26 protein-coding genes are annotated in these 23,057 nt (G+C 70.9%); 11 read left to right on the top strand and 15 right to left on the bottom strand.

Annotated elements, in window-relative coordinates:
• Nucleotides 1-11: 11 nt before the first annotated feature.
• The 3 genes from pstA to pstS all read right to left on the bottom strand — a co-directional run bounded on the left by pstA (nt 12) and on the right by pstS (nt 3,299).
• Nucleotides 12-1,076 (bottom strand): phosphate ABC transporter permease PstA, encoded by a 1,065-nt coding sequence (gene pstA / locus J8403_RS20150; RefSeq protein WP_211124391.1) that lies wholly within the window; start codon nt 1,074-1,076, stop codon nt 12-14.
• A complete protein-coding gene (gene pstC, locus J8403_RS20145; protein ID WP_211124390.1) occupies nt 1,073-2,062 on the bottom strand; it encodes a phosphate ABC transporter permease subunit PstC in 990 nt (329 codons plus the stop codon). The genes pstA and pstC overlap by 4 nt, the downstream gene beginning before the upstream one ends.
• Before the next feature lie 115 nt (nt 2,063-2,177).
• Nucleotides 2,178-3,299: a phosphate ABC transporter substrate-binding protein PstS gene (pstS, locus tag J8403_RS20140; protein ID WP_211124389.1), complete on the bottom strand. Its 1,122-nt coding sequence runs from the start codon at nt 3,297-3,299 to the stop codon at nt 2,178-2,180.
• A gap of 445 nt (nt 3,300-3,744) precedes the next feature.
• Between pstS and J8403_RS20135 the strand changes: the two genes are divergently transcribed.
• Complete coding sequence (locus J8403_RS20135) at nt 3,745-4,845, top strand: C40 family peptidase (RefSeq protein WP_211124388.1); 1,101 nt, start codon at nt 3,745-3,747, stop codon at nt 4,843-4,845.
• Nucleotides 4,846-4,892: 47 nt separating this feature from the next.
• On the opposite strand, the gene J8403_RS20130 is transcribed toward J8403_RS20135, so the two are convergent.
• Nucleotides 4,893-5,417 (bottom strand): O-acetyl-ADP-ribose deacetylase, encoded by a 525-nt coding sequence (locus tag J8403_RS20130; protein ID WP_211124387.1) that lies wholly within the window; start codon nt 5,415-5,417, stop codon nt 4,893-4,895.
• A gap of 232 nt (nt 5,418-5,649) precedes the next feature.
• On the opposite strand from J8403_RS20130, the gene J8403_RS20125 reads away from it, so the two are divergent.
• Nucleotides 5,650-6,876 (top strand): PP2C family protein-serine/threonine phosphatase, encoded by a 1,227-nt coding sequence (locus tag J8403_RS20125; protein ID WP_211124386.1) that lies wholly within the window; start codon nt 5,650-5,652, stop codon nt 6,874-6,876.
• 76 nt (nt 6,877-6,952) lie between these two features.
• Here the strand turns inward: J8403_RS20125 and J8403_RS20120 are convergent, their stop codons facing one another.
• The 3 genes from J8403_RS20120 to J8403_RS20110 form a co-directional block, all read right to left on the bottom strand.
• Nucleotides 6,953-7,297, bottom strand: a complete 345-nt coding sequence (locus J8403_RS20120; protein ID WP_014053906.1) for a DUF2516 family protein — start codon at nt 7,295-7,297, stop codon at nt 6,953-6,955.
• A gap of 120 nt (nt 7,298-7,417) precedes the next feature.
• Nucleotides 7,418-8,131, bottom strand: coding sequence for a hypothetical protein (locus J8403_RS20115; RefSeq protein ID WP_211124385.1), 714 nt, complete (start codon nt 8,129-8,131; stop codon nt 7,418-7,420).
• Between the two features lie 18 nt (nt 8,132-8,149).
• On the bottom strand, nt 8,150-8,572 hold the full coding sequence (locus J8403_RS20110) for a helix-turn-helix domain-containing protein (RefSeq protein WP_059145918.1): 423 nt from the start codon (nt 8,570-8,572) through the stop codon (nt 8,150-8,152).
• A gap of 225 nt (nt 8,573-8,797) precedes the next feature.
• On the opposite strand from J8403_RS20110, the gene J8403_RS20105 reads away from it, so the two are divergent.
• The 4 genes from J8403_RS20105 (at nt 8,798) to J8403_RS20090 (ending at nt 12,158) form a co-directional block, all read left to right on the top strand.
• Nucleotides 8,798-9,154, top strand: coding sequence for a YciI family protein (locus J8403_RS20105; RefSeq protein ID WP_211124384.1), 357 nt, complete (start codon nt 8,798-8,800; stop codon nt 9,152-9,154).
• Between the two features lie 152 nt (nt 9,155-9,306).
• Entirely contained in the window at nt 9,307-10,527 is a 1,221-nt protein-coding gene (locus J8403_RS20100) for an RNA polymerase sigma factor (RefSeq protein WP_211128342.1), read from the top strand.
• A gap of 43 nt (nt 10,528-10,570) precedes the next feature.
• On the top strand, nt 10,571-11,482 hold the full coding sequence (locus J8403_RS20095) for an oxidoreductase (RefSeq protein WP_425519815.1): 912 nt from the start codon (nt 10,571-10,573) through the stop codon (nt 11,480-11,482).
• A gap of 142 nt (nt 11,483-11,624) precedes the next feature.
• Nucleotides 11,625-12,158 (top strand): GNAT family N-acetyltransferase, encoded by a 534-nt coding sequence (locus J8403_RS20090; RefSeq protein ID WP_211124382.1) that lies wholly within the window; start codon nt 11,625-11,627, stop codon nt 12,156-12,158.
• Here J8403_RS20090 and J8403_RS20085 read toward each other — a convergent pair.
• Together J8403_RS20085 and J8403_RS20080 are read right to left on the bottom strand one after the other, a co-directional pair.
• Entirely contained in the window at nt 12,155-12,991 is an 837-nt protein-coding gene (locus J8403_RS20085) for an NAD(P)H-dependent oxidoreductase (RefSeq protein ID WP_211124381.1), read from the bottom strand. The two genes, J8403_RS20090 and J8403_RS20085, sit on opposite strands and share 4 nt — an antisense overlap.
• 116 nt (nt 12,992-13,107) lie before the next feature.
• A complete protein-coding gene (locus J8403_RS20080; RefSeq protein WP_211124380.1) occupies nt 13,108-13,857 on the bottom strand; it encodes a TetR/AcrR family transcriptional regulator in 750 nt (249 codons plus the stop codon).
• A 121-nt stretch (nt 13,858-13,978) separates the two neighbouring features.
• Between J8403_RS20080 and J8403_RS20075 the strand changes: the two genes are divergently transcribed.
• Together J8403_RS20075 and J8403_RS20070 are read left to right on the top strand one after the other, a co-directional pair.
• Nucleotides 13,979-14,998 carry an ATP-binding cassette domain-containing protein gene (locus J8403_RS20075; protein ID WP_211124379.1) on the top strand — a complete coding sequence of 340 codons (1,020 nt, stop codon included), beginning with the start codon at nt 13,979-13,981 and terminating at the stop codon, nt 14,996-14,998.
• Nucleotides 14,940-15,734, top strand: a complete 795-nt coding sequence (locus tag J8403_RS20070) for an ABC transporter permease (RefSeq protein ID WP_425519814.1) — start codon at nt 14,940-14,942, stop codon at nt 15,732-15,734. The genes J8403_RS20075 and J8403_RS20070 overlap by 59 nt, the downstream gene beginning before the upstream one ends.
• 85 nt (nt 15,735-15,819) lie before the next feature.
• Here J8403_RS20070 and J8403_RS20065 read toward each other — a convergent pair whose 3' ends face one another.
• Nucleotides 15,820-16,446 (bottom strand): NADPH-dependent FMN reductase, encoded by a 627-nt coding sequence (locus tag J8403_RS20065; protein WP_211124378.1) that lies wholly within the window; start codon nt 16,444-16,446, stop codon nt 15,820-15,822.
• A 52-nt stretch (nt 16,447-16,498) separates the two neighbouring features.
• On the opposite strand from J8403_RS20065, the gene soxR reads away from it, so the two are divergent.
• Nucleotides 16,499-16,960, top strand: coding sequence for a redox-sensitive transcriptional activator SoxR (gene soxR / locus J8403_RS20060; RefSeq protein WP_211124377.1), 462 nt, complete (start codon nt 16,499-16,501; stop codon nt 16,958-16,960).
• A gap of 97 nt (nt 16,961-17,057) precedes the next feature.
• On the opposite strand, the gene J8403_RS20055 is transcribed toward soxR, so the two are convergent.
• Together J8403_RS20055 and J8403_RS20050 are read right to left on the bottom strand one after the other, a co-directional pair.
• Nucleotides 17,058-18,305 carry a GNAT family N-acetyltransferase gene (locus J8403_RS20055; protein WP_211124376.1) on the bottom strand — a complete coding sequence of 416 codons (1,248 nt, stop codon included), beginning with the start codon at nt 18,303-18,305 and terminating at the stop codon, nt 17,058-17,060.
• Nucleotides 18,306-18,538: 233 nt separating this feature from the next.
• Entirely contained in the window at nt 18,539-19,177 is a 639-nt protein-coding gene (locus J8403_RS20050; RefSeq protein WP_210565734.1) for an RsiG family protein, read from the bottom strand.
• Between the two features lie 146 nt (nt 19,178-19,323).
• Here J8403_RS20050 and dtd point away from each other — a divergent pair, with 146 nt between their 5' ends.
• Entirely contained in the window at nt 19,324-19,749 is a 426-nt protein-coding gene (dtd, locus tag J8403_RS20045; RefSeq protein ID WP_093470424.1) for a D-aminoacyl-tRNA deacylase, read from the top strand.
• A 128-nt stretch (nt 19,750-19,877) separates the two neighbouring features.
• On the opposite strand, the gene ygfZ is transcribed toward dtd, so the two are convergent.
• The 3 genes from ygfZ to J8403_RS20030 form a co-directional block, all read right to left on the bottom strand.
• Nucleotides 19,878-20,843, bottom strand: coding sequence for a CAF17-like 4Fe-4S cluster assembly/insertion protein YgfZ (gene ygfZ / locus J8403_RS20040; protein ID WP_211124375.1), 966 nt, complete (start codon nt 20,841-20,843; stop codon nt 19,878-19,880).
• Between the two features lie 9 nt (nt 20,844-20,852).
• A complete protein-coding gene (locus J8403_RS20035) occupies nt 20,853-21,329 on the bottom strand; it encodes a Fur family transcriptional regulator (RefSeq protein ID WP_059145971.1) in 477 nt (158 codons plus the stop codon).
• 190 nt (nt 21,330-21,519) lie between these two features.
• Nucleotides 21,520-22,083: a heme-binding beta-barrel domain-containing protein gene (locus J8403_RS20030; RefSeq protein WP_078642748.1), complete on the bottom strand. Its 564-nt coding sequence runs from the start codon at nt 22,081-22,083 to the stop codon at nt 21,520-21,522.
• 272 nt (nt 22,084-22,355) lie between these two features.
• Here J8403_RS20030 and J8403_RS20025 point away from each other — a divergent pair, with 272 nt between their 5' ends.
• Entirely contained in the window at nt 22,356-22,721 is a 366-nt protein-coding gene (locus J8403_RS20025) for a DsrE family protein (RefSeq protein ID WP_161560493.1), read from the top strand.
• Nucleotides 22,722-23,057: the final 336 nt, after the last annotated feature.

The raw sequence follows: 23,057 nt of genomic DNA, 5'->3' as shown, positions 1-23,057 counted from the left end.
TCTTCTTGGCCTCAGCGGCCGGACTTCGGGGCCTTCCAGCGGGCGATGCCGCGGGCCACCAGGTTCAGGATCATGACGAAGGCGATGAGTACGAGCGCAGCGGCCCAGGCCCGGTTGAAGGAGGCATCGTTGCCGAGCTGCCACTGCTCGTAGATGTAGTACGGCAGCGACGACTGGGCGCCTTCGAACGGGTTGTTGTTGATCCCCGCGGCACCGAAGACCAGCAGCACGATGGGGGCGGACTCACCGGCGATACGGGCGACCGCGAGCATCACACCCGTGGTGATTCCGCCGATCGCGGTGGGCAGCACCACCTTGAGGATGGTGCGCCACTTGGGCACGCCGAGCGCGAGGGACGCCTCACGCAGCTCGTCCGGGACCAGCTTGAGCATTTCCTCGGTCGAGCGGACGACGATCGGCATCATCAGGATGGCCAGCGCCATGGCACCGGCGAAGCCCGAGTAGCTGAAGCCGAGAATGATGATCCAGAAGCTGAGGATGAACAGACCGGCGACGATCGAGGGGATACCCGTCATCACGTCGACGAAGAAGGTGACGGCCTTGGCGAGCCGGCCGCGGCCGTACTCCACCAGGTAGATGGCGGTCAGCAGGCCGATCGGAACGGCGATGAGGGCGGCGAGGCCGACCTGCTCCAGGGTGCCGATGATCGCGTGGTACGCGCCACCGCCGGGCAGGATCGTCTGCACACCCTCCATGGAGTGGCCCAGGAAGTAGCCGTCGAGCACCGTCCGGCCGCGGTCGATGGTCTCCCAGAGCAGGGAGAGCAGCGGGATGACGGCGAGCAGGAAGCAGACCCAGACCAGGCTGGTGGCCAGCCGGTCCCTGGCCTGCCGGCCACCCTCGACCACGGCGCCGAGGACGTACGAGGAGATGATGAACACCAGGGCGGCGAACAGCCCCCACTGGAGCGGATTGTCCGTTCCCAGGGCGGCGCCGATGCCCGCACCCACCGCCGCCGAGCCGACGACCAGGGCGTACGGGGTCCACCGCGGCAGACGGGCCTGCTTGAGGCTGGAAGTTCGGTGCGCGCTCTTGCTCACGACAGCGTTACTCATGCGGCGGTCCCCGAGTACTCCTTGCGGCGGGCGATGATCATTCGCGCGGCGCCGTTCACCAGCAGGGTGATGACGAACAGCACGAGACCGGAGGCGATCAGCGCGTCGCGGCCGTCGTTACCGGCTTCCTTGAAGCGGCTGGCGATGTTCTGGGCGAAGGTGCCGCCGCCCCCGTCCAGCAGGCTGGTCTCGATCAGGAAGTTGGGGGACAGCACGGTGGCGACCGCCATGGTCTCGCCCAGCGCACGGCCCAGGCCCAGCATCGAGGCGCTGATGATGCCGGAGCGGCCGAACGGGAGGACCGACATCCGGATGACCTCCCAGCGGGTGGCGCCGAGCGCCAGCGCCGCCTCCTCGTGCATCTTCGGGACCTGCCGGAACACCTCGCGGCTCACGCTGGTGACGATCGGCAGGATCATGATCGCCAGCAGGATGCCGACGGTGAACAGGGAGCGCGCGGGGCCGCCCTGGTAGCTGAGGACCCCGGTCCAGCCCAGGTAGTCGTCGAACCAGGTGTACAGGCCGGTCAGATGCGGGACGAGGAAGAGCGCGCCCCACAGGCCGTAGACGATGCTGGGGACCGCGGCGAGCAGGTCGATCACATAGGCGACCGGAGTGGCCAGCTGGCGCGGGGCGTAGTGCGAGATGAACAGCGCGATGCCCACGGCGATCGGGACCGCGATGACCATGGCGATGATCGAGCTGACGACCGTGCCGTAGGCGAGGACGGCGATGCCGAACCGCATCGGCGAGGAGCCGGTGTTCCACTCGAAGTACGTGAGGAAGTTGGCCTCGTCCTTGGAGATCGCGATGGCGGCGCGGTAGGTGAGGAAGGCCGCGATGGCCGCCATGATCACCAGCAGGGCGATACCGGAACCCCGGGAGAGGCCGAGGAAGATCTTGTCACCGACGCGGCCGGTGGAGCGGGTCTTGACCTTGGGTGGAGACCCGGCGGCTGATGATGTGGGTTCTATATCCGTTTTCATGAGTTCTCCGGTCTGCGGAGCCTGATGCGGATGAGGCTCCTGGTGCGGCGGTGCACCGGACAATGCGGCTGACTCCGCCGCGGCGATTGCCACGGCGGAGTCAGCCGCACTCGGGTCAGGAGAGGCTCTTGACGCTCTCGCGGACCTTGTTGGCGATCTCGGTCGGGAGCGGGGCGTAGCCGAGCTCCTTGAGGGAGGTCTGGCCGTCCTCGCTGGCGACGTAGGTCAGGAAGGACTTGGTCGCGGCGAGGGTGCTCGCCTTGTTGCCCTTGTCACAGGCGATCTCGTAGGTGACCAGGGTGATCGGGTAAGCGCCGTCCGCCTTGGTGTCGTACGCCAGGTCGAGGGCCAGGTCGCTGCCGGTGCCCTTGATCTTGGCCTCGGAGATGGCCTTGGAGGCGTTCTCGACGGTGGCCTGGACCGGGGCGGAGGCGCCGGTGTCCAGGTCGACGGTCTTGATGCTGTTCGCGGTCGCGTAGGACAGCTCGAAGTACGAGATCGCGCCCGAGACCTGCTTGACCTGCGAGGAGACACCGGAGGAGCCGTCGGCCGACTGGCCGCCCTCGCCCTCCCACGCCTTGCCCGGCTCGTGCGGCCACGCCTTCGGGGCGGCGGCCTTGAGGTACTTGGTGAAGTTGTCCGTGGTGCCCGACTCGTCGGAGCGGTGGAACGCCTGGATCTTGAGGCTCGGGAGCTTCGCGTCCTTGTTCAGCGCCTTGATCGCGGGGTCGTCCCACTTCTTGATCTCGGAGTTGAAGATCTTGCCGAGGACGTCGGCGTTCAGCGTCAGCTTGTCGACGCCGGGCACGTTGAAGCCGACGGCGATCGGGCCACCGACCATCGGCAGGTCAATGGCCTTGCCGCCCTTGCAGATCCTCTCGGAGGACTTGACCTCCTCGGGCTTCAGCGCCGAGTCGGAGCCCGCGAAGGCGGTCTTGCCCTGCAGGAACTCCTGGATACCCGCGCCCGAGCCGGTGGCCTTGTAGTTGAGCTTGGTGTCCTTGCAGGCGGCGCCGTAGGTCTTGATCCACAGGTCCATGGCGTTCTTCTGCGCGGACGAGCCCGAGGCCAGCAGCTGCCCCTTGCCGTCACACTTGATGTTGGAAGCGGCCTTGGAGCCACCGCCGCCCGAGTCGCTGTTGTTGTCGGAACCGCACGCCGTGAGGACAAGGACGCCGGAGACAGCAAGGGCACCGGCGGTGATGGCGCGAAGCCGGTTCTTGCGCTGAAGCTTCACTTTCAGGAGTTCCTTCCAGGAGCCGCCGGTTGGGGGACGGCGCGCGAGATGGGGTGGAGCGCACTTCGTGCGGCGTGGGCCGGAGCCGTACTCGGCTCACGCTCAGTAGGGCCGAAAGTAGGCAGATCAGGTGAAGCGGCCTGAGGGGGCGAGTTAACGGATGGTGAACCTCGGCCGTCAGTGTGGTGGCCATGTCACGGCCAGGTCACGGCCCGATCCCGAGCCGGACGACGTCCTTGCGGAGGTTGCGCCAGGTCCGTCCGACATCTGTGCGACACCCGTCCGGTGAACCGGTTCGGGGTGGCTGCTGGAGTAACCGCCGCGTGTCTCTGTCGAATTGCGGTACGGCATGTCACTATCCGTCCCTACGTGCCGGTACGTCAGGTCTGGCGCGCGAGAGGGACAGGAGCGCGCACGGCCGGAACGGAACGAGAGGAGACCGCGGGTGAGGCGGGACGGGAGAGGGAGGGGTGTGAGCGTCGCCGCGGCCACCGCGCTGGTCTGCGCGCTGGGACTGTCGGCCGTGCCGGAGACGGCGTACGCCGCGCCCGGCGAGCCGGGACCGGCTCCGGGGCCGGGCGGCGGGGCCGGTGGCGGCGCGAGTGGGGGCCAGAGCCTGGAGCAGGTCCACCAGGAGGTCGACGGGCTCTACCGCAAGGCGGAGGCCGCCACGGACGCGTACAACCTGGCGCGGGAGAAACAGACCCGTCAGGAGAAGGCCATCCTGAAGATCGCCCGAGCCGTGGTGAAGGCCCAGAAGGAGATGGCCGGACTGCGCAAGCGGGCCGGGGCGATGGCCCGGGCGCAGTACCGGGGCGGCGGGATGCCGGCGGAGGCGCGGCTGTTCCTCAACGGCGATCCGGGCGACTTCCTCGACGGTGTCACGCTCGCCCGCAAGGGTGAACAGGCGACCAACGGCCTGATCGGCCGTCTGGAGCGCACCCAGGTGGCGCTCGACCGCTACGCCGACTCGGCCTCCCAGGAGTGGGAGCGGCTGGACCGGAGCCGGGCGAAGAAGGCGGCGGCGAAGAAGGAGATCCTGCGCAAGCTGGCCCGGGCGCAGCGGCTGGAGTCCCGGCTGGCGAAGGACGAACGGGAGCGGCTGCGTCAGCTGGAGGAGGACAAGGCCCGGGGCGCGCAGGCGAAGTGGCTGGACACCGGGATACTGCGGGAGCTCGGCGGCGGCGCCACCGCGATGGGCGGGCGCGCGGTCGACTTCGCGCAGGCCCAGCTCGGCAAGAACTATGTGTGGGGCGCGGTGGGCCCGGACACCTATGACTGCTCGGGGCTGACCCAGCGGGCGTGGGCGGCGGCCGGCCGGGCGATCCCGCGGACCTCGCAGGAGCAGTGGAGGCTGCTGCCCAAGGTGAGCGCGAAGGACATGCGCCCGGGCGATCTGATCATCTACTTCAGGGACGCGAGCCATGTGGGGATGTACGTGGGCGGTGGCGCGATGATCCACGCCCCCCGCCCCGGCCGCCAGGTCACGTTCGCGGGCGCGGGCTCGATGCCGATCCTGGGCGTGGTCCGGCCGGACGCGCGGTAGTACGGACGTGAGGGAGCGCGGCGGGGGGCCGCCCGGCGGCCTCAGGTTCAGGTCGGCGGGAGCCCGTTCAGGGCCGTCTCGAAGGCGTCGTACGCGCGCTGGTCGAAGAGGACGAAGCGGGCCTCGGTGACCGCGGTGTCCGCGTCGCGGACTGTGGTGAGCGCGATCCGGGCCGCGTCGTCCAGGGGCCAGCGGTAGACGCCGGTCGAGACGGCCGGGAAGGCCACCGTACGGGCGCCCAGCTCATCGGCGATCCGCAGTGCCTCGCGGTAGCAGGAGGCGAGCGTGGCCGAGCGGTCCTCGGCCGTTGAGAAGACCGGTCCGACCGTATGGATCACCCAGGCGGCCGGCAGCCGCCCGGCCGTGGTGGCGACCGCCTGCCCGGCCGGAAGGCCCTTGCCATAGCGGGACGCACGCAAATCGCGGCATTCATCCAGAATGTCGGGTCCGCCCCGTCGATGGATGGCTCCATCGACGCCACCCCCTCCCAACAGGGAGGAGTTGGCCGCGTTCACGACCGCGTCCACGCTCTGCTCCGTGATGTCTCCCAGTGCCAGCGTGATGTTCGTCATCTCGGGATTGTCTCCCGGGCCACCAAGTGCCGCATGACGTGCGGCATATGACAAAAGTCGGTGCCTGGAGGTCATTCCGTGAAACGGCCGCCTAGCGCTAAAGTCGCCTGGCAATATCCGGTACCCGCGCTCTGGGGCCGCTGAAACCGACCAGTCGGTGTGCGTACCGGAATCCCACTGCGCTCCACCGGTCGGCGGCGCGCGCCCTCGGGGGGAGGGAAGGAATCGAGCGATGTCCGTACCCGTGCCGAGGCAACGGGAGGCACCGGCCCCGGAGGCCGGTCCCGCCGCCCTGCCCGACAACGGGCTCACCCTGCTGGTGATCGAGGACGATCCGTCCGGTGCCTTCAACGTTCCCGAGATGCTGGACACCGAGGGTAATCGAGTCCGCATCCGTACGGCGCGCAACCTCACCGAGGCCAGCCGGCTGCTCACCGACGGGGTGCAGTGCATCCTCCTCGCCCTCCCGGGCCCGGACCACGCCGGCGCGGGCTCGCTGGCCGCGCTGCACGAGGTGCTGCGGCTCGCGCCCCTGCACGCCGTCCTCGTCCTGACCGCGGAGGACGACGCCGAGCGCGCCGCCGAGGCGGTGCGGGTGGGCGCCCAGGACTTCCTCTTCCGCGGCGAGCTGGACGGCCGGATCCTCAGCCGCGCCATCCGCTACGCCGTCGAGCGCAAACGCTCCGACCTCGCCCAGCGCCAGCTCACCGAGTCACGGCTGCGCGCCCAGGAGAACGCCCGGCTGGAGCGCGGACTGCTGCCCACCCCGCTGCTGGACGGCTCCGGGCTGCGCTTCGCCGCCCGCTACCGGCCCGGCCGCAGCCGGGCCCTGCTCGGCGGCGACTTCTACGACACCGTCCGCACCCCGGACGGCACGGTCCACGCGATGATCGGCGACGTCTGCGGCCACGGCCCGGACGAGGCCGCCCTCGGGGTGGAGCTGCGGATCGCCTGGCGCGCCCTGACCTTCGCCGGACTCTGCGGCGATCAGCTGCTCGGCACCCTTCAGCAGGTGCTGGAGAACGAACGCGCCGACGATGAGATCTTCGCCACACTGTGCACGGTCGATATCGCACCGGACGGCCGCCGGGCCGGGGTCTGCCTGGCCGGGCACCCCTCACCGCTGGCGATCCGCCCGAGCATGGCGCCCCGGCTGCTGCCCACCGACGAGAACGGCCCGGCGCTCGGCCTGCTGCCGAACGCCCGCTGGCCGCGCCGCGAGGTCGAGCTCGGCGGGGCGTGGAGCCTGATGATGTACACCGACGGGCTGATCGAGGGCCGCGTCGGTACGGGGGTGCAGCGGCTCGGCCAGGAGGGGATGGTCGAGATCGTCGCCCGCCAGGTCGCGGAGGGACGGCGCGGCGAGGAGCTGCTGGACGCGACCGTCACCGAGGTGCGCTCGCTGAACGGCGGGGAGCTGACCGACGATCTCGCGGTGCTGCTGCTGGACCGCGGCTGATCGGCCGCGGCCCGGTCGGTTCCGCTGTCTGTCGCCCCGTGTCCGCCGCCGGACGCCGCCGGACGCTCGACGCGTCCTACCGGCCGTTGAAGGGGCCGTAAGGGCCGTCGGAGCTGGAGCCGCGGCCGCGCGGCCAGCGGCGGCCACCACCGGAGACCTGCCGCAGTGCGGGCCGGACGTCGACGATGTACACGATCGTCGCGATCAGCCCGATGATCGGCAGGAAGTCCAGGATCCCCATGAAGAAGTTCACCGCGGCGGCGAGGCCGAGGATGATCAGCCAGAACGCCTTGGTCTGCTTGTCCGCCGCCCGGTACGCGTCATCCCGGCGGATCGCCGAGTCGACGAAGGCGAAGAGGCTGAAGAGGAGCAGGGCCCAGGAGACCCAGTACATCAGCTTGCCGAAGCCTTCAACCAGCACGCCATCCACCGCCTAGAAGATATGTATGGGACGCGTCTCTGCGGGCCACCGTACCCGCACACCGGGCCGGGCACGCAGGGCTTACCTGCCGTACCCGGCCCGGTCGTGGACGTGCGCTCGTCAGCCGGCCGACTTCGGCTCCGGCCGCTTGGCGGGCGTGGCGGGCTTGTTGCCACGCGCCTGGGCCTTCTTGGCCTGCGAGGACGAGGAGGCCGCGGACGTCTGCGCGCCCGAGTGGCCCGAGTGGCCGGAGTGGCCGGAGTGGCCGGAGTTGCTCGACGGGGCCGGGGTGGCCGGCTTGGCCGCCGACTTCGGGGCCTCCTTGGACGAGTCCATGGCGACCGACTGCGACGGGGCCTTCGAACGGGCCGCCGCGTTGCCGTCACGCCCCTCGTGGGGCTCGATGGCGCCGGCGATGTCGACGACCTCGTCGGCCGCCTCACCGCGCCAGGTCCGCACGACCTCCTGGCCGTGCTCGGCCACCTCGTCGTACCGCTCCCGCGCCTTCACGGCGAGCTCGGCGGCCCGGCCCACACCCTGCAGGGCGAGGTCCTGCGCGGTGTCGCGCAGCCGCTTGATGTCGGTGTCGATCGTGCCCAGCATCTCGTTGAGCTTGCCCTGGGCCTCCTTGGCCTGCTGGGAGACCCGCTCCTGCACGACCTTGGGGTCGGTGTTGCGCACCGCGTTCAGGCGCTCCGGGGCCTCGGCGACGATCTTCTCGACGAACGACGGCACCTCCTTGAGCTTCTGGGCGGCCAGATCGGCGGTGCCCGCCATGAAGTACAGCGGGGTCGGGTCGGTCAGGGTCTTGCGTACGTCGTCGGTGATGGCCATGGTGATGGTCCTCCCGGATCAGTTCGAGGGTGTGGCGACGTCGGCGCCGGTGCCGAAGGTGTCGGAGGGGTCGGAGATGTCGTCCGAGGCGGTCTGGAGCCCGTTCTCCTTGCGGAAGGACTCGTAGATCTGAAGCAGCACCTGCTTCTGCCGCTCGTTGATCGAGGGGTCGGCGAGTATCACGCTGCGCACCTCGGTCTCCTCGCGGTCCCGCTCGTCGAGGATCCCCGCCTGTACGTACAGGGTCTCGGCGGATATCCGCAGCGCCTTCGCCAGCTGCTGCAGGATCTCGGCGCTCGGCTTGCGCAGCCCGCGCTCGATCTGGCTGAGGTACGGATTGGACACCCCGGCCGCATCGGCCAGCTGCCGCAGTGACAGCTGCGCACTGCGCCGCTGCTCACGGAGGAACCCGCCGAGGTTGCCGACGTTGAGTGATGCCATGCCTCGATGCTGCAACAGGTGTGCTAACTATTGCAAGCATTTGCTTGCAATAGTGGCGCGTGTCATGCGGGGCCGGGGCGGGGGCGGGGCGGTGCGGCCTCGGCGAAAAAAATCTCGTGGGGTCTGTCGATCCGGGCGGTGCCCGTTCGACGCAGGGGTGAGAGGCGGGGGAAGCCCCCGGCCTCCGTCCCGAATCTCGCTTCGTCTGCCGAATGAGGAGTCACCATGCCGCGCTATCTGTCGATGATCCGCGTCGATGAGCAGAATGCCCCCGCCGAGGGCCCCAGCCCCGAGCTCATGGAGCGGATGGGCGCGCTGATCGAGGAGATGACCAAGGCCGGGGTCATGCTGGACACGGCCGGGCTCGCCCCGACCTCCGAGGGCACCCGGGTCACCTGGTCCGGCGGGAAGATCAGCTGCACCGACGGCCCCTTCACCGAGAGCAAGGAGGTCATCGGCGGCTACTCCATCGTCCAGGCCAAGGACAAGGCCGAGGCCGTGGAGTGGACCAAGCGGTTCCTGCGGACCCATGAGGAGTTCTGGAACATCACCGTCGAGGTCCGCGAGATCGTCGGGGGCTGAACCGGCAGTGCTTGCTCCGTCCCCGTACGGCTGCTCTGATAGGGGCCGTGACGGCAGCAAGCCCGGCCGATGGGGCGAAAGCGGCTGAAGCGGTCGAATCGACTGACGCGGTCGAATCGACTGACGAAGCCGAAACGACTGAAACCGCCGATATCGCCGGGACGGTCGAGACGGTCTTCAGGATCGAGTCCGCGCGGATCATCGCAGGCGTCGCCCGCATCGTGCGGGACGTCGGGCTGGCCGAGGAACTCGCGCAGGACGCCCTGGTCACCGCGCTGGAGCGGTGGCCGGAGTCGGGTGTGCCGGACAATCCGGGCGCCTGGCTCATGGCCACCGCCAAGCACCGTGCGATCGATCTCGTCCGCCGTAAGGAGACCTACGCGCGCAAGCTGGCGGAGGTCGGGCGGGCCCTGGAGGACGTCTCACCGCCCGATCCGGCGGATCTCGCCCGCACCGCCGAGGACATCGACGACGATCTGCTGCGGCTGATCTTCACCGCCTGCCATCCCGTGCTGCCGACCCGGGCCCGGGTCGCGCTCACCCTGCGGCTGCTGGGCGGGCTGACGACGGAGGAGATCGCCCGCGCGTTCCTGGTCCCGGAGCCCACGGTCGCCCAGCGCATCGTCCGGGCCAAACGGACGCTCGCCCAGGCAGACGTCCCCTTCGAAGTGCCGTACGGCGACGACCGGACCGCCCGGCTCTCCTCGGTCCTGGAGGTCATCTACCTGATCTTCAACGAGGGCTACTCCGCGACCACGGGCGACGATCTGGTGCGCCCGGCCCTGTGCGAGGACGCGCTGCGGCTGGCCCGGGTCCTGGCCGGGCTGCTGCCCCAGGAGCCCGAAGTCCACGGACTGGCAGCGCTGCTGGAGTTCCAGTCCTCCCGTATCGCGGCGCGCACCGGCCCCGGCGGCGAGCCGGTGCTGCTCGCCGACCAGAACCGCACCAAGTGGAACCGCCCGCTCATCCGCCGGGGCGCCGACGCCCTGCAGCGCGCGGGCCACGGCCCGTACTCCCTCCAGGCCGCCATCGCCGCCTGCCACGCACGGGCGATCCGCTACGAGGACACCGACTGGACGGCCATCGCCGCCCTCTACGGCCGGCTGATGGCGCTGGCCCCGTCCCCGGTGGTGGAGCTCAACCGGGCGGTCGCCGTCGCGATGGCGGAGGGGCCCGCGGCGGGTCTGAAACTGGTCGAGGCGCTGGCGGAGGAACCGGCGCTCAAGGACTACCACCTGCTGCCGAGCGTCCGCGGGGATCTGCTGGAGCGCCTGGGGCGGCATGCGGAGGCCCGGGCGGAGTTCGTCCGGGCGGCGGCCCTGACCCGTAACGCCCGTGAGCGGGCACTGCTGCTGGAGCGGTCCTCGGGCTGATCCCGATCTTGTGGTCGGGGCGAAAAGGTGCGCATGCTGCCCCATGAACTCATCCTCCGCATCTTCATCCTCTTCCTCCTCTTCGTCTTCGTCCTTTTCGTCTTCGTCCTTGTTCTCTCATCTCTCGTCACCCGCCGATCGGCTCGGCTTCGGCGCGATGCAGTTGCCGGGGCGGTGGGCCGGTCCCGCCGTCGAGCGGGCGACGGCCGTGGCGGTCGCACGGCGGGCCGTGGAGCTGGGCGCCCGTCATATCGACACCGCCGCCTTCTACTTCTCCGCCACCGAGCGGGCCAACGACATCCTGCGCGAGGCCCTGCATCCGTACCCCGAGCACCTCACCATCGCCACCAAGATCGGGCCGCTGCGCACCGCGACCGGCGAGATGTACGCGGAGGCGCGGCCGGAGCAGTTGCGGGGCCTTGTCGAGGAGAACCTGCGGCAGCTCGGCGTCGACGCGCTCGACCTGGTCTATCTGCGGGTGGGGCGGCTCAAGGCGGTGGGCGGGGTGCCGATCGGGGAGCGGTTCGGCGCGCTGGCCGCTCTGCGGGAGGAGGGGCTGGTGCGGGAGCTCGGGGTGAGCAATGTGAGCGCCGAGCAGCTGGCCGAGGCCCGCGCGATCGCGCCCGTGGCGGCGGTGCAGAACCGGTTCGGGGTGCTCGATCAGGCCGATGGGGCGCTGGTGGACGAGTGCGCCGGGGCCGGGATCGCCTATATGCCGTTCTTCGCGCTGGGCGGCGGCCACACCGACCTGGAGAGCGGGAACCTGCGGACGGTCGCGGAGCGGCACGGTGCGAGCGCGCATCAGATCGCCCTGGCCTGGGGGCTCGCCCGCTCGCCCGCGATCATCCAGATCCCCGGCACCAGCTCACTGGCCCATCTGGAGGAGAACATGGCGGCGGCGCGGATCGCCCTCGGCGAGGACGACCTGGCGCTGCTGGAGCCGGTGGCGGACTGACGCCGGGCCGGGGCGATTGACGTCGGGCCGGGCCGATTGACGTCGGGCCGGGTCCGGATCCGGGCGCGGCGCCGTTGTCGTACCCCCGTGGTCGAATGAACGGAACGCGGGCGCAGGGTGTGCTGACGGCGGGAGGCGGCGGATGTCCGGTGGGGCGAGCGGGGTGCGGGTGCGGCTGGAGCCGTGGGAGGACAGCGCGTCCTGCCTGGAGCTGCTGCGTGGCGTCAACAGCCCGGAGATGACGAACCACCTGGGCGGACCGGAGAGCGAGGAGCAGATCCTGGTCCGCCACCGCCGGTATGCGGAGCTGACCGGGCCGGGCGCCGGGCGGATGTACCGGATCGTGCTGCTGCCGGAGGGGGAGACGGTCGGCAGCATCGGGTACTGGGAGCGTGAGTGGCGGGGCGAGTCGGTGTACGAGACCGGCTGGGCCGTGCTGCCGGCGTTCCAGGGGCGGGGGATCGCCGCCGTGGCCGCGGGGGAGGTCGCCCGGGCGGCCGCGGCACAGCGGACCCATCGGTATCTGCACGCCTATCCGTCCGTCGGCCACCCCGCGTCGAACGGGGTGTGCCGCAAGGCCGGGTTCACCCTGGTCGAGGAGTGCGAGGTCGAGTATCCGCTGGGGACGATGATGCGGTGCAACGACTGGCGGCTGGACCTGGGCTCGCCCTCCTAGCCGTTCAACGCGCCCCGAGAGCCTTGGTCCTCCTCGCTCAAAACGTCCTGGGCGCGCTGGGCCTGGGGCCATGCGTAGTGCACGGAGAGACCGGTCCGGCCCGGCAGCACATCAGGCCGGAGCACCAGGCGCTCGTCGTAGTCCCCGCCGTTCTGGCGGCGGAACGGGATCGGCTCCTCCGCCGGCAGGTCCGCCAGCCGCTTCCGCAGCGCGGCGGCATGGGCCTCGTACGCCTCGGCCGGTACCCGGTCCGCGCCGTAGACCACATGCGGCGGCAGCACGGACATACCGCTGTACCAGAACGTGCCGTGGTGCAGCGGGAACAGCAGATCGCCGATGTCGCCGTTGACACCGCGCGGCCCCATGGTGTCCTCGGGCGCCCCCGCGGTCAGGACCACCATGGCGCGCTTACCGGCCAGTTTGCCGTCCCCGTAGCGCTGGGTGCGTCCGTCCGGCCCTCTGACCCCGTAGGCGAAACCCTTGACGAAGACGCGGTCGAACCAGCCCTTGAGGATGGCGGGCATGCCGTACCACCAGAGCGGAAACTGCACGATCAGCGCGTCGGCCCAGGCGATCTTCTCCTGTTCGGCGCGGATGTCCTCGCTCAGCGTCCCCGCGTCATAGGCGCGCTGCGAGGCGGCCCCGACGATGAGGCGTTCGCTCGCGTCATGGCGGAAGTCGGCGCCGTCGACCACGGGGTTCCAGCGCATCGCGTAGAGGTCGGACAGCCGGTGGTCATGGCCCGCCTCCCGCAGGGCGCGCAGCCCCTCGTCGCGCAACGCCCCGCTGAGGGACCGCTGTTCGGGGTGGGCGAAAATCCACAGCACATTCATGACCACCATGCTGCGAAACGGGCCCGGGACCGACGAGTGGCCGGATGGCCAGGATGTGCAAATATCTGGCCAGGGCCGGACGCCAGTGGCGTCGGACGGCCGGCGGTGCAGGACCGTCAGCTCCGCGCGCTGACCAGCGCCTCCACACCGTCGAGAATCCGCTCCAGGCCGAAGACGAACTCGTCGTCAGGGCCGCCCGGGGTGTCCAGCTCCCCCGCCTGAAGCGCCGCCGTCACCGCCGGGAAGCGCTCGGCGTCGGTCAGCTTCCCCAGCAGTCTGGCCCAGGCCGCCATGGAGGTTTCGAGGCTGTCCCCGCTGCGCCGGCTGGCCGCCAGGATGTCGAAGGTCAGCCGGGCCTCGTTGCGGACAAAGCCGCTGACCAGCATCAGTACGGAGATCTTCTCGTTCTCGCTGAGATGTGTGTGGCGGAGGCAGGCCAGTCCGCGCTCCATCCAGGCCACCGAGTTGGGCGTCGAGGGCGGGCCGCTGATCGGGACGTTCACCACCCACGGGTGACGGCCGAGGGCGGTGCGCAGCGACCAGGCCCAGTCGGTGAACCCGGCCCGCCAGTCCTTCGCCGGATCGCCGGGCGGCGGGGCGCCGTAGGCCGCGTCCTCCATCAGCGTCAGCAGCTCGTCCTTGGCCGAGACATAGCGGTACAGGGACATCGTGGAGACGCCGAGCTCGGCCGCGACCCGGCTCATGGAGACCGCGCCGAGGCCGTCCGCCGAGGCGATGGCCACGGCAGCGTCGACGATCCGGCCCAGGGTCAGCCCGGGGCGGGGTCCCTTGCCCGGGCGCTCCCGTAGCCCCCAGGCGGCCTCGATGCTCGTCGGCAGGCCGGTGCCGCTCTCCTCGGTGGCCATGGCCTCGGGACCTCCGTACGTGCGTGGTGCTCAGGTGTGCTCGATTGACCGCCATCCTAGAGATGTGTATACCCTACGCAGTAGAGCGTATGGCATACGCAGAAGAGGGAGTGGGGGAGCCATGGCCCATCGACCAGCCATCGAGGCAAGCGGCCTCGAGAAGTCCTACGGGGCGGTGAAGGTGCTCAGGGGCGTCGATCTGTCGGTCGCGCCCGGCAGCGTCTTCGCGCTGCTCGGCCCCAATGGGGCGGGCAAGACCACGACCGTGCGGATCCTGTCCACGCTGACGCCGCCGGACGCCGGGCGGGCCCGCGTCGCGGGCTTCGACATCGTCACCGACCGCCGCCGCGTCCGCCGCGCCATCAGCCTCACCGGCCAGTACGCCGCGGTGGATGAGATGCAGACCGGCGAGGAGAACCTGCGGATGATGGCGCGGCTGACCCGGCTCGGCCGCACCGAGGCCCGGAGCCGCGCACGGGAACTGCTGGAGCGCTTCGATCTCACCGGCGCCGCCCGCCGCACCGTGGGCACCTACTCCGGCGGGATGCGCCGCCGGCTCGACCTCGCCGCGGGTCTGGTCGGCCACCCCGAGGTGATCTTCCTCGACGAGCCGACCACCGGACTCGACCCGCGCAGCCGGCAGGCCATGTGGGACGTGGTCAAGGGGCTGGTGACGGATGGGGTGACGGTCTTCCTCACCACCCAGTACCTGGAGGAGGCCGACCAACTGGCCGATCGCATCGCGGTGGTGGACGGCGGCCGGGTGGTGGCCGAGGGCACCTCGGCCGAACTCAAGGAGCGGGTGGCCGGGCAGCGGCTGGACCTGGTGCTCGGCGATGTCGCCGACTACGGGAGGGTCGCGCGCCAACTGGGCGTACGGCTCGTGTGGAGCGACGCCGACCGGTTGACGCTGGGCGTCGCGACGGACGGCAGCGCCGCCCAAGTGCGGGCGCTGCTCGACGAGATCGACCCCGAGCGCCGCGCCGTGGACCGCTTCACCGTGCACAGCGCCACGCTCGACGACGTCTTCATGGCCCTGACCGGCCACACCGCGGAGGGCCGTACCGCCGAGGGCGAGAGCCATGACGGTGAGGGCGGCAGCCGCGACGCCACGGGCGAGAAGGAGACGGCCGGTGTCTGACGCCATCGTTCTGACCGGCCGCACGATCCGGCTGACCAGGCGCAACCTGGATGCGGTGCTCACCGCCATGCTGCTGCCGATCATGCTGATGCTGGTCTTCGTCTACTTCTTCGGCGGCGCCATCCACACCGGCACCGAGTACGTCACCTATGTCGTCCCCGGGGTGATGCTGCTGTGCGCGGGCTTCGGCTCGGCCAATACGGCGGTCACCGTCACCCATGACATGACCGGCGGCATCGTCGACCGCTTCCGGTCGCTGGACATCGGCGGCACCCCGATCCTGGCGGGCCATGTGGCCGCGAGCGTGCTGCGCAACACGGTGGCGACCGCGATCGTCTTCGGCGTGGCCTTCCTCATCGGCTTCCGGCCGGACGCCGGTCCGCTCGACTGGCTGGCCGTGGCGGGCATCCTGCTGATGTTCATCCTCGCGATCTCCTGGCTGTCGGCCTGCTTCGGCCTGATCGCCAGATCACCGGAGGCGGCGGGCGGGTTCACCTTCCTGATGATGTTCCTGCCGTATCCCAGCAGCGCGTTCGTGCCGATCGACACCATGCCGGGCTGGCTGCACGGATTCGCGGAGCACCAGCCGGTGACCCCGGTCATCGAGGCGCTGCGCGGGCTGCTGCTGGACCGGCCGGTCGGCGACAGCGCCTGGCAGGCCCTGGTGTGGTGCGGCGGAATCCTGGCGGTGGCGGCCGGGCTGTCGGGGGTGCTCTTCCGCCGCCGCACCGCCTGAGCCACGCTTCCGGCGGCACGGCCTGAGCCACGCTTCCGGCGGCGCCGGTCGACGGGGGTCGACGGGGTCGGCGCCGCCGGGGGCATCAGGTGCCGTACGGGTGGGTGGTGCGGGCCGTGCGCAGGGCCCGCGCCCACCAGGCGAGCTGGTTGAGCATCGCCCCGGCGGCGGTGTCAGGACCCTCGGAGTCCTTCAGCCGTCCGTCCTCCTCGAAGAGCCCGTGCGCGTTGTGGAAGCTGACCGTGTCCCGGACGGTCACGGCGTGGACCTCGGCGAAGACCGGCCGCAGATGCTCGACCGCGCGCAGGCCACCGGAGATGCCGCCGTAGGAGACGAAGCCGATCGGCTTGGCCTGCCACTGGGTGAAGTGCCAGTCGATCGCGTTCTTCAGGGAGGCCGGGTAGCTGTGGTTGTACTCGGGCGTGACCACGGCGAACGCGTCGGCCGCGTCCAGCCGGGGCGTCACGGCCTCCAGGGCCGCGAGGTCATCGGGGCCGGGCCGGTGGGTGAGGTCCATGGGCAGCGGGGTCTCGGCCAGGTCGACGACATCGACGGTCATGTCGGAGCGGAGCGTCGCATGGCCGGCGAACCATTCGGCGACCTTCGGCCCGAAGCGGCCGTCGCGAGTGCTGCCGATGATGACGGCGAGCCGGATGGGGGAGTCGGTGTCGGTGGGGGCTGCGGCCGTGGAGACGGCGGTGTCAGTAGCCATGGGAAGAGCCTCGGACTTAAACAAAGGTTGAAGTCAAGCTACCCTCGGCCCTATGACGCAATTGACCTGGAAGACCCATGAGCTCACGGTCGGCGAGCTCTCGCAGCGGAGCGGAGTGCCCGCCTCCGCGCTGCGTTTCTATGAGCGCGAGGGGCTGATCCACAGCCGTCGCACCTCCAGCAATCAGCGCCGCTACACCCGCGATACGCTCCGCCGCGTCGCCTTCGTCCGCTCCTCGCAGCGCGTCGGCATCCCGCTGGGGAGAATCCGGGAGGTGCTCGGGCTCTTCCCCGAGGACCATGTCCTCACCAAGGAGGACTGGGCCCGGATCTCGGAGTGCTGGCACGCGGACATCACCGAGCGCATCGAACAGCTGGAGAACCTCCGCGACCACCTCACCGACTGCATCGGCTGCGGCTGTCTGTCGATCGACAAATGCGCGCTGGCCAACCCGTACGACCGGCTCGGTGAGCAGGGCGCGGGCGCGCGCCGACTGCTCAAGTCCTGCTGCTGAGCGCCGATCGCCCGGCGTCGGCCGCCCACCGCCCACCGCCGACCGCCGATCGCCCGGCGTCGGCCGCCCAGCGCCGGTCGGGTGGGGCGCCGCCACCTCAGAAGCTGTCGGGGCACCAGGGGCGTCGCGGCGTCCGCAGCAGCCGCTCCGCCAGTGCCGCCGTGCCCGGGCGCTCCTCGGCGATCCGGCCCAGCGAGGCGAGCCGGACCGCCGACTCGTCGCCCAGCCATATGGTGCCCAACTCGCCGATGTCCATGGTCAGGTCGGCCGGGCGGCTCGTGGTCGCACACGCCGCGCCGTCGGGGCCCGCCTCCAGGAAATAGCGGCCACCGGCCAGCCCGGCGGCGTCGTGCAGCTCGAGCACCAGCGAGCCCTCGACCGGGTACGTACGGGTCTCCAGGAGCTGGGGCACATCCAGCGGGCGCAGCCACAGCCAGTCGGCGTGCATGGCGACCTGGGCGGCGCGGGGGTCGCCGAGCAGCAGCGGAAGCAGATCGTCCGGGGCGCGCCTACCGGTGTTGACCCGGGTCACCCAGTCGACGGAGAACAGGAAGTGCCACAGCGCCCGCTCGGCGGCCGGGGTGACTCCCATCAGCTCGAGCACGGTGACGGTGTTGTGCGGCCGCTTGTTGCCCTCCCAGCGGTCGTCCGCCGTATAGGCGAGCAGTCCGTCCACCGAGCCGTCGGGGGAGCGGTAGAGGACATAGAACGGCTCGGTCCAGGGGCGGTTGGGGTAGCGCAGCCGGCCGGTGGCGATCCGCCACCAGCTGTCCGGGCGGTCGATGACGCCGTGCTGCCGGGCGCGCAGCCGCTCATGCAGGGCGGGGCCCAGCTTCCGGACCTCGTCGGCATCGGCGAAGTCGACCCGGCCGCCGTCCGACGGAGCCGAGTGGCGTGGGTCGAGCCCGGCGCGGGGGACGTCCACCTGCCATTCGGTGATCCAGGTGGCCGGGCCGAAGCCGTACCGCCCATAGATCGGGTACTCGGCCGCGATCAGGGTGGCCGCCGCGTCGCCCCGCTCCTTGGCGGCGCGCAGGTCGTGCTCCATCATCCGGCTGAGCAGGCCCCGGCGGCGGTGGGTGGGCGACACCGCGACATTGCTGATCGCGTCGGCGGGGACGTCCGCCCCGCCGACCGCCGTCAGCCGCTGCGCGAAGCTGCGGAAGGTGGCGACGCAGCGGTCCCCGTCGAAGACCCCCTGCGTGCGGGACAGGTCCATCTGCTCCCGCCGCAGCTCCACCTCTTCCTTCGGCGCCTCCGGCGGACGCAGAAAGCCGGCGTTGAGCGCGATGGTCCAGCTGGTCAGATCGGAATCGGCGAGCGGGGTGCGGAGTTCGACGGCCATGCCCACACGCTAGGCGTCCGCCGCCACCGGCCGCACGCCGATTTCCCCAGCCTGTGGACCAGGTACTTTCATCACACCGCACCCTGTGGACGGCTCGGCGAGCCCCCGGTGGACCGCTCGGCGAGCCCCGATGGACGGCTGGGCCAGCCCCCGGCGGGAGCCCCCGGTGGACCGCTCGGCGAGCCCCCGGCGGGAGCCCCCGGGAGACGGCTGGGCAAGCACCCCCCGGACGCCTACGCCAGCAGGTCGTCCACCTGCGCCTCTCCCTCGCGGTACCGGCGCGCGATCTCCGCACTGCAGCCGTCCGCCGTCCGCTGCAGCTCCTGCCGCCGCCGCGACACCTGCTGCTCATGGCCGACGAGGCGGGCCATCGCACCGCGCAGCTCCTCGTCCGTACGGGCCCGCAGATCGGAGAGGCCCACCTCGGCCAGCATCTCCTCGGCCAGCCGCTCGTACTCGGCGCCCTGCGGCGTCCCGAGGGTGACATGGCGGGCCGAGGAGCGATGCCGTGAGGGGAGGTCCGCGAGGATCTCCGGCAGCCGGTCCACCAGCGCGGCGGACGGCTGTGCCGCGGCCGCCGCGGGCGCCGGGTCACGGCGGTGGCCCAGCTCGGCGCGGAGGATGTCGATCCGGCCCTGCAGCAGTCTGCGCAGATAGCTCAGATCCGCCTCCTCGCCCTGTGCCGCGCGGCGCAGCGCCCGCAGTTCCGGAAGGCGCAGTGCGTGCAGTCCGCTCGCCGCCGCGGACGTGGGAGCCATGGTCGGCGCCGTCACGGCGGCGGAGTCGGCCAGCCGCCCGCCGCGCTGGCTCGGCGGCCGTGGCGGCAGCAGGCCCTCGGTGGCCATGGGCTGGCCGGTGCCCGGTGTGGTCATTGGTGTCCGTCCCCTCCAGCGATGCGTCATTCCCGCAGTTCCTGCCCGCTTGCACCGCCTGCACGCATCGTGCCACCAGTGATGCTCCCTGTGCAGCGGCTCTCCACCCGATCGGCCCCGGATGGACGCACGGCATGATGGTCGGTATGCGAGCTGTGGTACAGAGAGTGAACGGGGCAAACGTCGTCGTGGACGGCGAGACGGTCGGCGAGATCGTCGGCCAGGGGCTGTGCGTGCTGGTCGGGGTGACGCATGACGACACTCCGGAGAAGGCGGCCCAGCTCGCCCGCAAGCTGTGGTCCGTAAGGATCCTCCAGGGCGAGAAGTCCTGCTCGGACACGGCCGCCCCGCTGCTGGTCATCAGCCAGTTCACGCTCTACGGCGACGCCCGTAAGGGGCGCCGTCCCACCTGGAACGCGGCGGCGCCCGGCGGGGTCGCCGAACCGCTCGTCGACGAGGTGGTGGCCCAGCTGCGGAAGCTGGGCGCGCACGTGGAAACGGGCCGGTTCGGAGCGGACATGAAGGTCTCGCTCACGAACGACGGCCCGTTCACGGTGTTGATCGAGGTCTAGCGCGACCCCAACCTCGAGGTCTGGTGCGACCCCAACCTCGATGTATGGCGCGACCCCACCCCGAGGTATGGCGCGACGCGGTGGTGGTGGACTACCTCACCCCGAGGTCTGGCGCTACCGCACCGGACTCACGGCTCCACGACCGTCTCCTGCGCGGCGGCCGTGGAGTCGGCGATCAGCTCCGCGTCCACCGGCACATTGCGCTTGACCAGCGCGAGCGCGATCGGCCCCAGCTCGTGGTGGCGGGCCGAGGAGGTGATGAACCCCAGCTGGCGGCCCTCCTCGCCCTCCGACGCCAGCCGTATGGGCGCGCCGTGGGACGGCAGCGTCACCTCGCTGCCGTCGAGGTGGAGGAAGACCAGCCGGCGCGGGGGCTTCCCCAGGTTCTGCACCCGGGCGACGGTCTCCTGGCCGCGGTAGCAGCCCTTCTGCAGATGGACGGCGGAGCCGATCCACCCCAGCTCATGCGGGATGGTGCGGTGGTCGGTCTCCAGGCCGACCCGCGGCCGGTGGGCCTCGACCCGCAGCGCCTCGTACGCCAGCACCCCGATCGCCGGCCCGCTCGCCTCGGCGAAGTCGGTGAGCCGGGCACGCGGCAGGAAGAGATCCCGGCCGTGCGGGGTCTCGCGGACGACGGTGTCCTCGGGGGCCTCGGTGATGCTGCCCGCCGGGAGGTGGACGACCGCGAAGTCGTCGGTGCGGTCCGCGATGTCGACCCGGTAGAAGAACTTCATGCTCTCCAGGTAGGCGATCAGATCGCGCTGGCTGTCGGGCTCCACATGGGCCCAGGTCGTTTCACCGTCGTCGACGAGATAGAGCGCGTGTTCGATATGGCCGTGGGCGGAGAGGATCAGGGCTTCGGTGGCCTGGCCCGGCGGGAGGTCGCTGACGTGCTGGGTGATCAGCAGATGCAGCCAGCTCAGCCGGTCGGCACCGCTGACCGTGACCACTCCGCGGTGCGAGAGGTCCACGAAGCCGGTGCCGTCGGCGAGCGCGCGCTGCTCGCGGAACAGGTCGCCGTAGTGGGCGGCGACGCCTTCGTCGGGGCCCTCGCCGGGGACGGCGCCGGGCAGCGACAGCAAAGGGCTCTTCATGAACTCAGCCTACGACCTGCGCGCTCGGCCCTCACCGGAGCCGTTCTGGCCGTCGTCCCCACCGCGCTGTCGGGCGGAGCACGCGGCACACCGGCCGAAGATCGCGAAGTGCTTCAGATCGGTCTCGAAGCCGAAGTCCGCCCGGAGCTGCCGGGTGAAGGAGTCGGCCACGGAGACATCGGCCTCGATGACGTCCGTGCAGTCGCGGCACACCATATGGATGTGATGGTGCCGGTCGGCCAGGTGGTACGTGGGGGCGCCGTGGCCGAGATGGGCATGGCTGACCAGACCCAGCTCCTCCAGCAGCTCCAGCGTGCGGTAGACCGTGGAGATGTTGACGCCGCTCGCGGTGCGGCGCACCTCGGTGAGGATCTCGTCCGGAGTGGCGTGCTCCAGGTGATCGACGGCTTCGAGCACGAGCTGGCGCTGCGGGGTCAGCCGGTAGCCGCGCTCCCGCAGATCGCTCTTCCAGTCGGTGGTCGCCACGGTGCAAGTGTAGGCGGGCGCGCGGTTACCGGCCGGACACACAGGGGCGGAACCGGCCGCGGCACGGAAGAGCCGGGCTCGGCGGCAGCTGGAACGGCCCGCCCATGAGCCCAGGAGCCCAAGCGCTCAAGCGCCCGACCACTCGACCACTCGACCACTCGACCACTCGAGCGCTCAAGCGCTCGAGCGCTCAGCGGAAGAAGGCGATCCCGTCGTCCGGCAGGTCCTTGAGGTCCTTGGCCCACTCCCGGGGGTCGACGACCTTCTTCAGATGCGCGGACATGTACGGGCGCAGCTCGACCTCGGGGGTGGCCTTCTCACCGACCCACATCAGATCGCTGTTGACGTAGCCGTAGAGCCGCTTGCCGCCCGCGTACGGGGCCGCGTGCGCGGTGCGCGCCACCGCGTCCGTCGCCAGGTCGATCTGCGGCTTGCCCTCCGCGAGCTCGCCGTACCAGACCTCGACGATGCCCTGGTCCCGGCTCATCACGACCTCGACCTTGCGGTCCTTGTCGATCCGCCAGTAGCCGGACTCGGTCTCCAGGGGGCGCACCTTCTTGCCCTCGGAGTCCAGCACCCAGGTGTGCGAGACGTACTCGATGAAGTCGCGGCCGTCGTGCGTGAAGGTCGCCTCCTGGCCGAAGTTGCACTTCTCGGCCCCGGGGAAGTCCGATACGCCCGCGCCTTCCCAGTTGCCCAGGAGGAAGGCGAGCGGCACGAGGTCCGGGTGGAGGTCGGAGGGAATCTGGATCATGAATTCAGGCGATCTGTCGAGAGTCGAGCCGTGACGGCCGGGCGGGAGGGGTTCAGCGCTGGCCCTGGTACAGCTTCTTCCAGGTCAGTGCGGCGAAGCCGAGCGTGGCCACGGCGACCAGGATCATCAGGGTGGTGAAGACTGCCTCAAGCACGAGCGCGCTCCTCGGAACAGATGACGGACGGCACCGAGTCTAGTCGGCGCCGGGGCGGCCGGTGGAGACAGGTCGCCGTGCCGCGCCCGGGCCGGCGCGCCGACCCTAAGGTTGGCGTATGGCGAAGAAGCTGGTGATCAAGGTGACGGCGGGCGCGGACGCTCCCGAGCGGTGCTCCCAGGCGTTCACGGTGGCGGCGGTGGCCGCGGCGAGCGGGGTCGAGGTCTCGCTCTGGCTGACCGGGGAGTCGACGTGGTTCGCGCTGCCGGGTCGGGCGGCGGAGTTCGAGCTGCCGCATGCGGCGCCGCTGCCGGATCTGATCGACGGCATCCTTACGGGCGGCGGCCAGATCACGGTGTGCACCCAGTGTGCGGCGCGCCGCGAGATCGAGGAGAAGGATCTGATCGAGGGGGCCCGGATCGCGGGCGCTCAGGTCTTCGTGAGCGAGATCATGCCGGACGGCGTCCAGGCGCTCGTGTACTGAGCGCTCCGCGGGAAGTGCGGCGAGGTGCGGTCGTTCATCCGCGGCTGTGTCGTGGCTGGTCCCACGCGGCGGAGCCGCACATGGACATAGCCGCAGCGGAGCCGCACATCGACACAGCCCCGCGCCCCTTCGGGGCACACCCGAACCGCACCGGACTTCATCGAGGCCGCTTAGGCCGGTCCTGAGCGCCTTGGCTACTGAGGCGGCACTGAACGCCCCGGCCACCAGGGCGGTCCTGGGCACCGCGGTCCACCGGAGCGGTCCTCTGCGCCCCGGCCGGGGCCCGGTCAGTGGCCCCTGCCGGGCCCCGATCGGCCGGGGCGGTTGTGCTGGTGG

This window comes from Streptomyces yatensis (assembly GCF_018069625.1).
In the GTDB taxonomy this organism is placed as follows: domain Bacteria; phylum Actinomycetota; class Actinomycetes; order Streptomycetales; family Streptomycetaceae; genus Streptomyces; species Streptomyces yatensis.
This window is presented reverse-complemented; position numbering and strand designations above follow the sequence as displayed.

Coding starts and splice junctions, on each gene's coding strand:
- pstA (WP_211124391.1), bottom strand. CDS start 1,076: ATGAGTAACGCTGTCGTGAGCAAGAGCGCGCACCGAACTTCCAGCCTC.
- pstC (WP_211124390.1), bottom strand. CDS start 2,062: ATGAAAACGGATATAGAACCCACATCATCAGCCGCCGGGTCTCCACCC.
- J8403_RS20130 (WP_211124387.1), bottom strand. CDS start 5,417: ATGACGAACATCACGCTGGCACTGGGAGACATCACGGAGCAGAGCGTG.
- J8403_RS20125 (WP_211124386.1), top strand. CDS start 5,650: ATGTCCGTACCCGTGCCGAGGCAACGGGAGGCACCGGCCCCGGAGGCC.
- J8403_RS20115 (WP_211124385.1), bottom strand. CDS start 8,131: ATGGCCATCACCGACGACGTACGCAAGACCCTGACCGACCCGACCCCG.
- J8403_RS20110 (WP_059145918.1), bottom strand. CDS start 8,572: ATGGCATCACTCAACGTCGGCAACCTCGGCGGGTTCCTCCGTGAGCAG.
- J8403_RS20105 (WP_211124384.1), top strand. CDS start 8,798: ATGCCGCGCTATCTGTCGATGATCCGCGTCGATGAGCAGAATGCCCCC.
- J8403_RS20095 (WP_425519815.1), top strand. CDS start 10,571: ATGAACTCATCCTCCGCATCTTCATCCTCTTCCTCCTCTTCGTCTTCG.
- J8403_RS20090 (WP_211124382.1), top strand. CDS start 11,625: ATGTCCGGTGGGGCGAGCGGGGTGCGGGTGCGGCTGGAGCCGTGGGAG.
- J8403_RS20085 (WP_211124381.1), bottom strand. CDS start 12,991: ATGAATGTGCTGTGGATTTTCGCCCACCCCGAACAGCGGTCCCTCAGC.
- J8403_RS20080 (WP_211124380.1), bottom strand. CDS start 13,857: ATGGCCACCGAGGAGAGCGGCACCGGCCTGCCGACGAGCATCGAGGCC.
- J8403_RS20075 (WP_211124379.1), top strand. CDS start 13,979: ATGGCCCATCGACCAGCCATCGAGGCAAGCGGCCTCGAGAAGTCCTAC.
- J8403_RS20070 (WP_425519814.1), top strand. CDS start 14,940: ATGACGGTGAGGGCGGCAGCCGCGACGCCACGGGCGAGAAGGAGACGG.
- J8403_RS20065 (WP_211124378.1), bottom strand. CDS start 16,446: ATGGCTACTGACACCGCCGTCTCCACGGCCGCAGCCCCCACCGACACC.
- soxR (WP_211124377.1), top strand. CDS start 16,499: ATGACGCAATTGACCTGGAAGACCCATGAGCTCACGGTCGGCGAGCTC.
- J8403_RS20055 (WP_211124376.1), bottom strand. CDS start 18,305: ATGGCCGTCGAACTCCGCACCCCGCTCGCCGATTCCGATCTGACCAGC.
- J8403_RS20050 (WP_210565734.1), bottom strand. CDS start 19,177: ATGACCACACCGGGCACCGGCCAGCCCATGGCCACCGAGGGCCTGCTG.
- dtd (WP_093470424.1), top strand. CDS start 19,324: ATGCGAGCTGTGGTACAGAGAGTGAACGGGGCAAACGTCGTCGTGGAC.
- ygfZ (WP_211124375.1), bottom strand. CDS start 20,843: ATGAAGAGCCCTTTGCTGTCGCTGCCCGGCGCCGTCCCCGGCGAGGGC.
- J8403_RS20030 (WP_078642748.1), bottom strand. CDS start 22,083: ATGATCCAGATTCCCTCCGACCTCCACCCGGACCTCGTGCCGCTCGCC.
- J8403_RS20025 (WP_161560493.1), top strand. CDS start 22,356: ATGGCGAAGAAGCTGGTGATCAAGGTGACGGCGGGCGCGGACGCTCCC.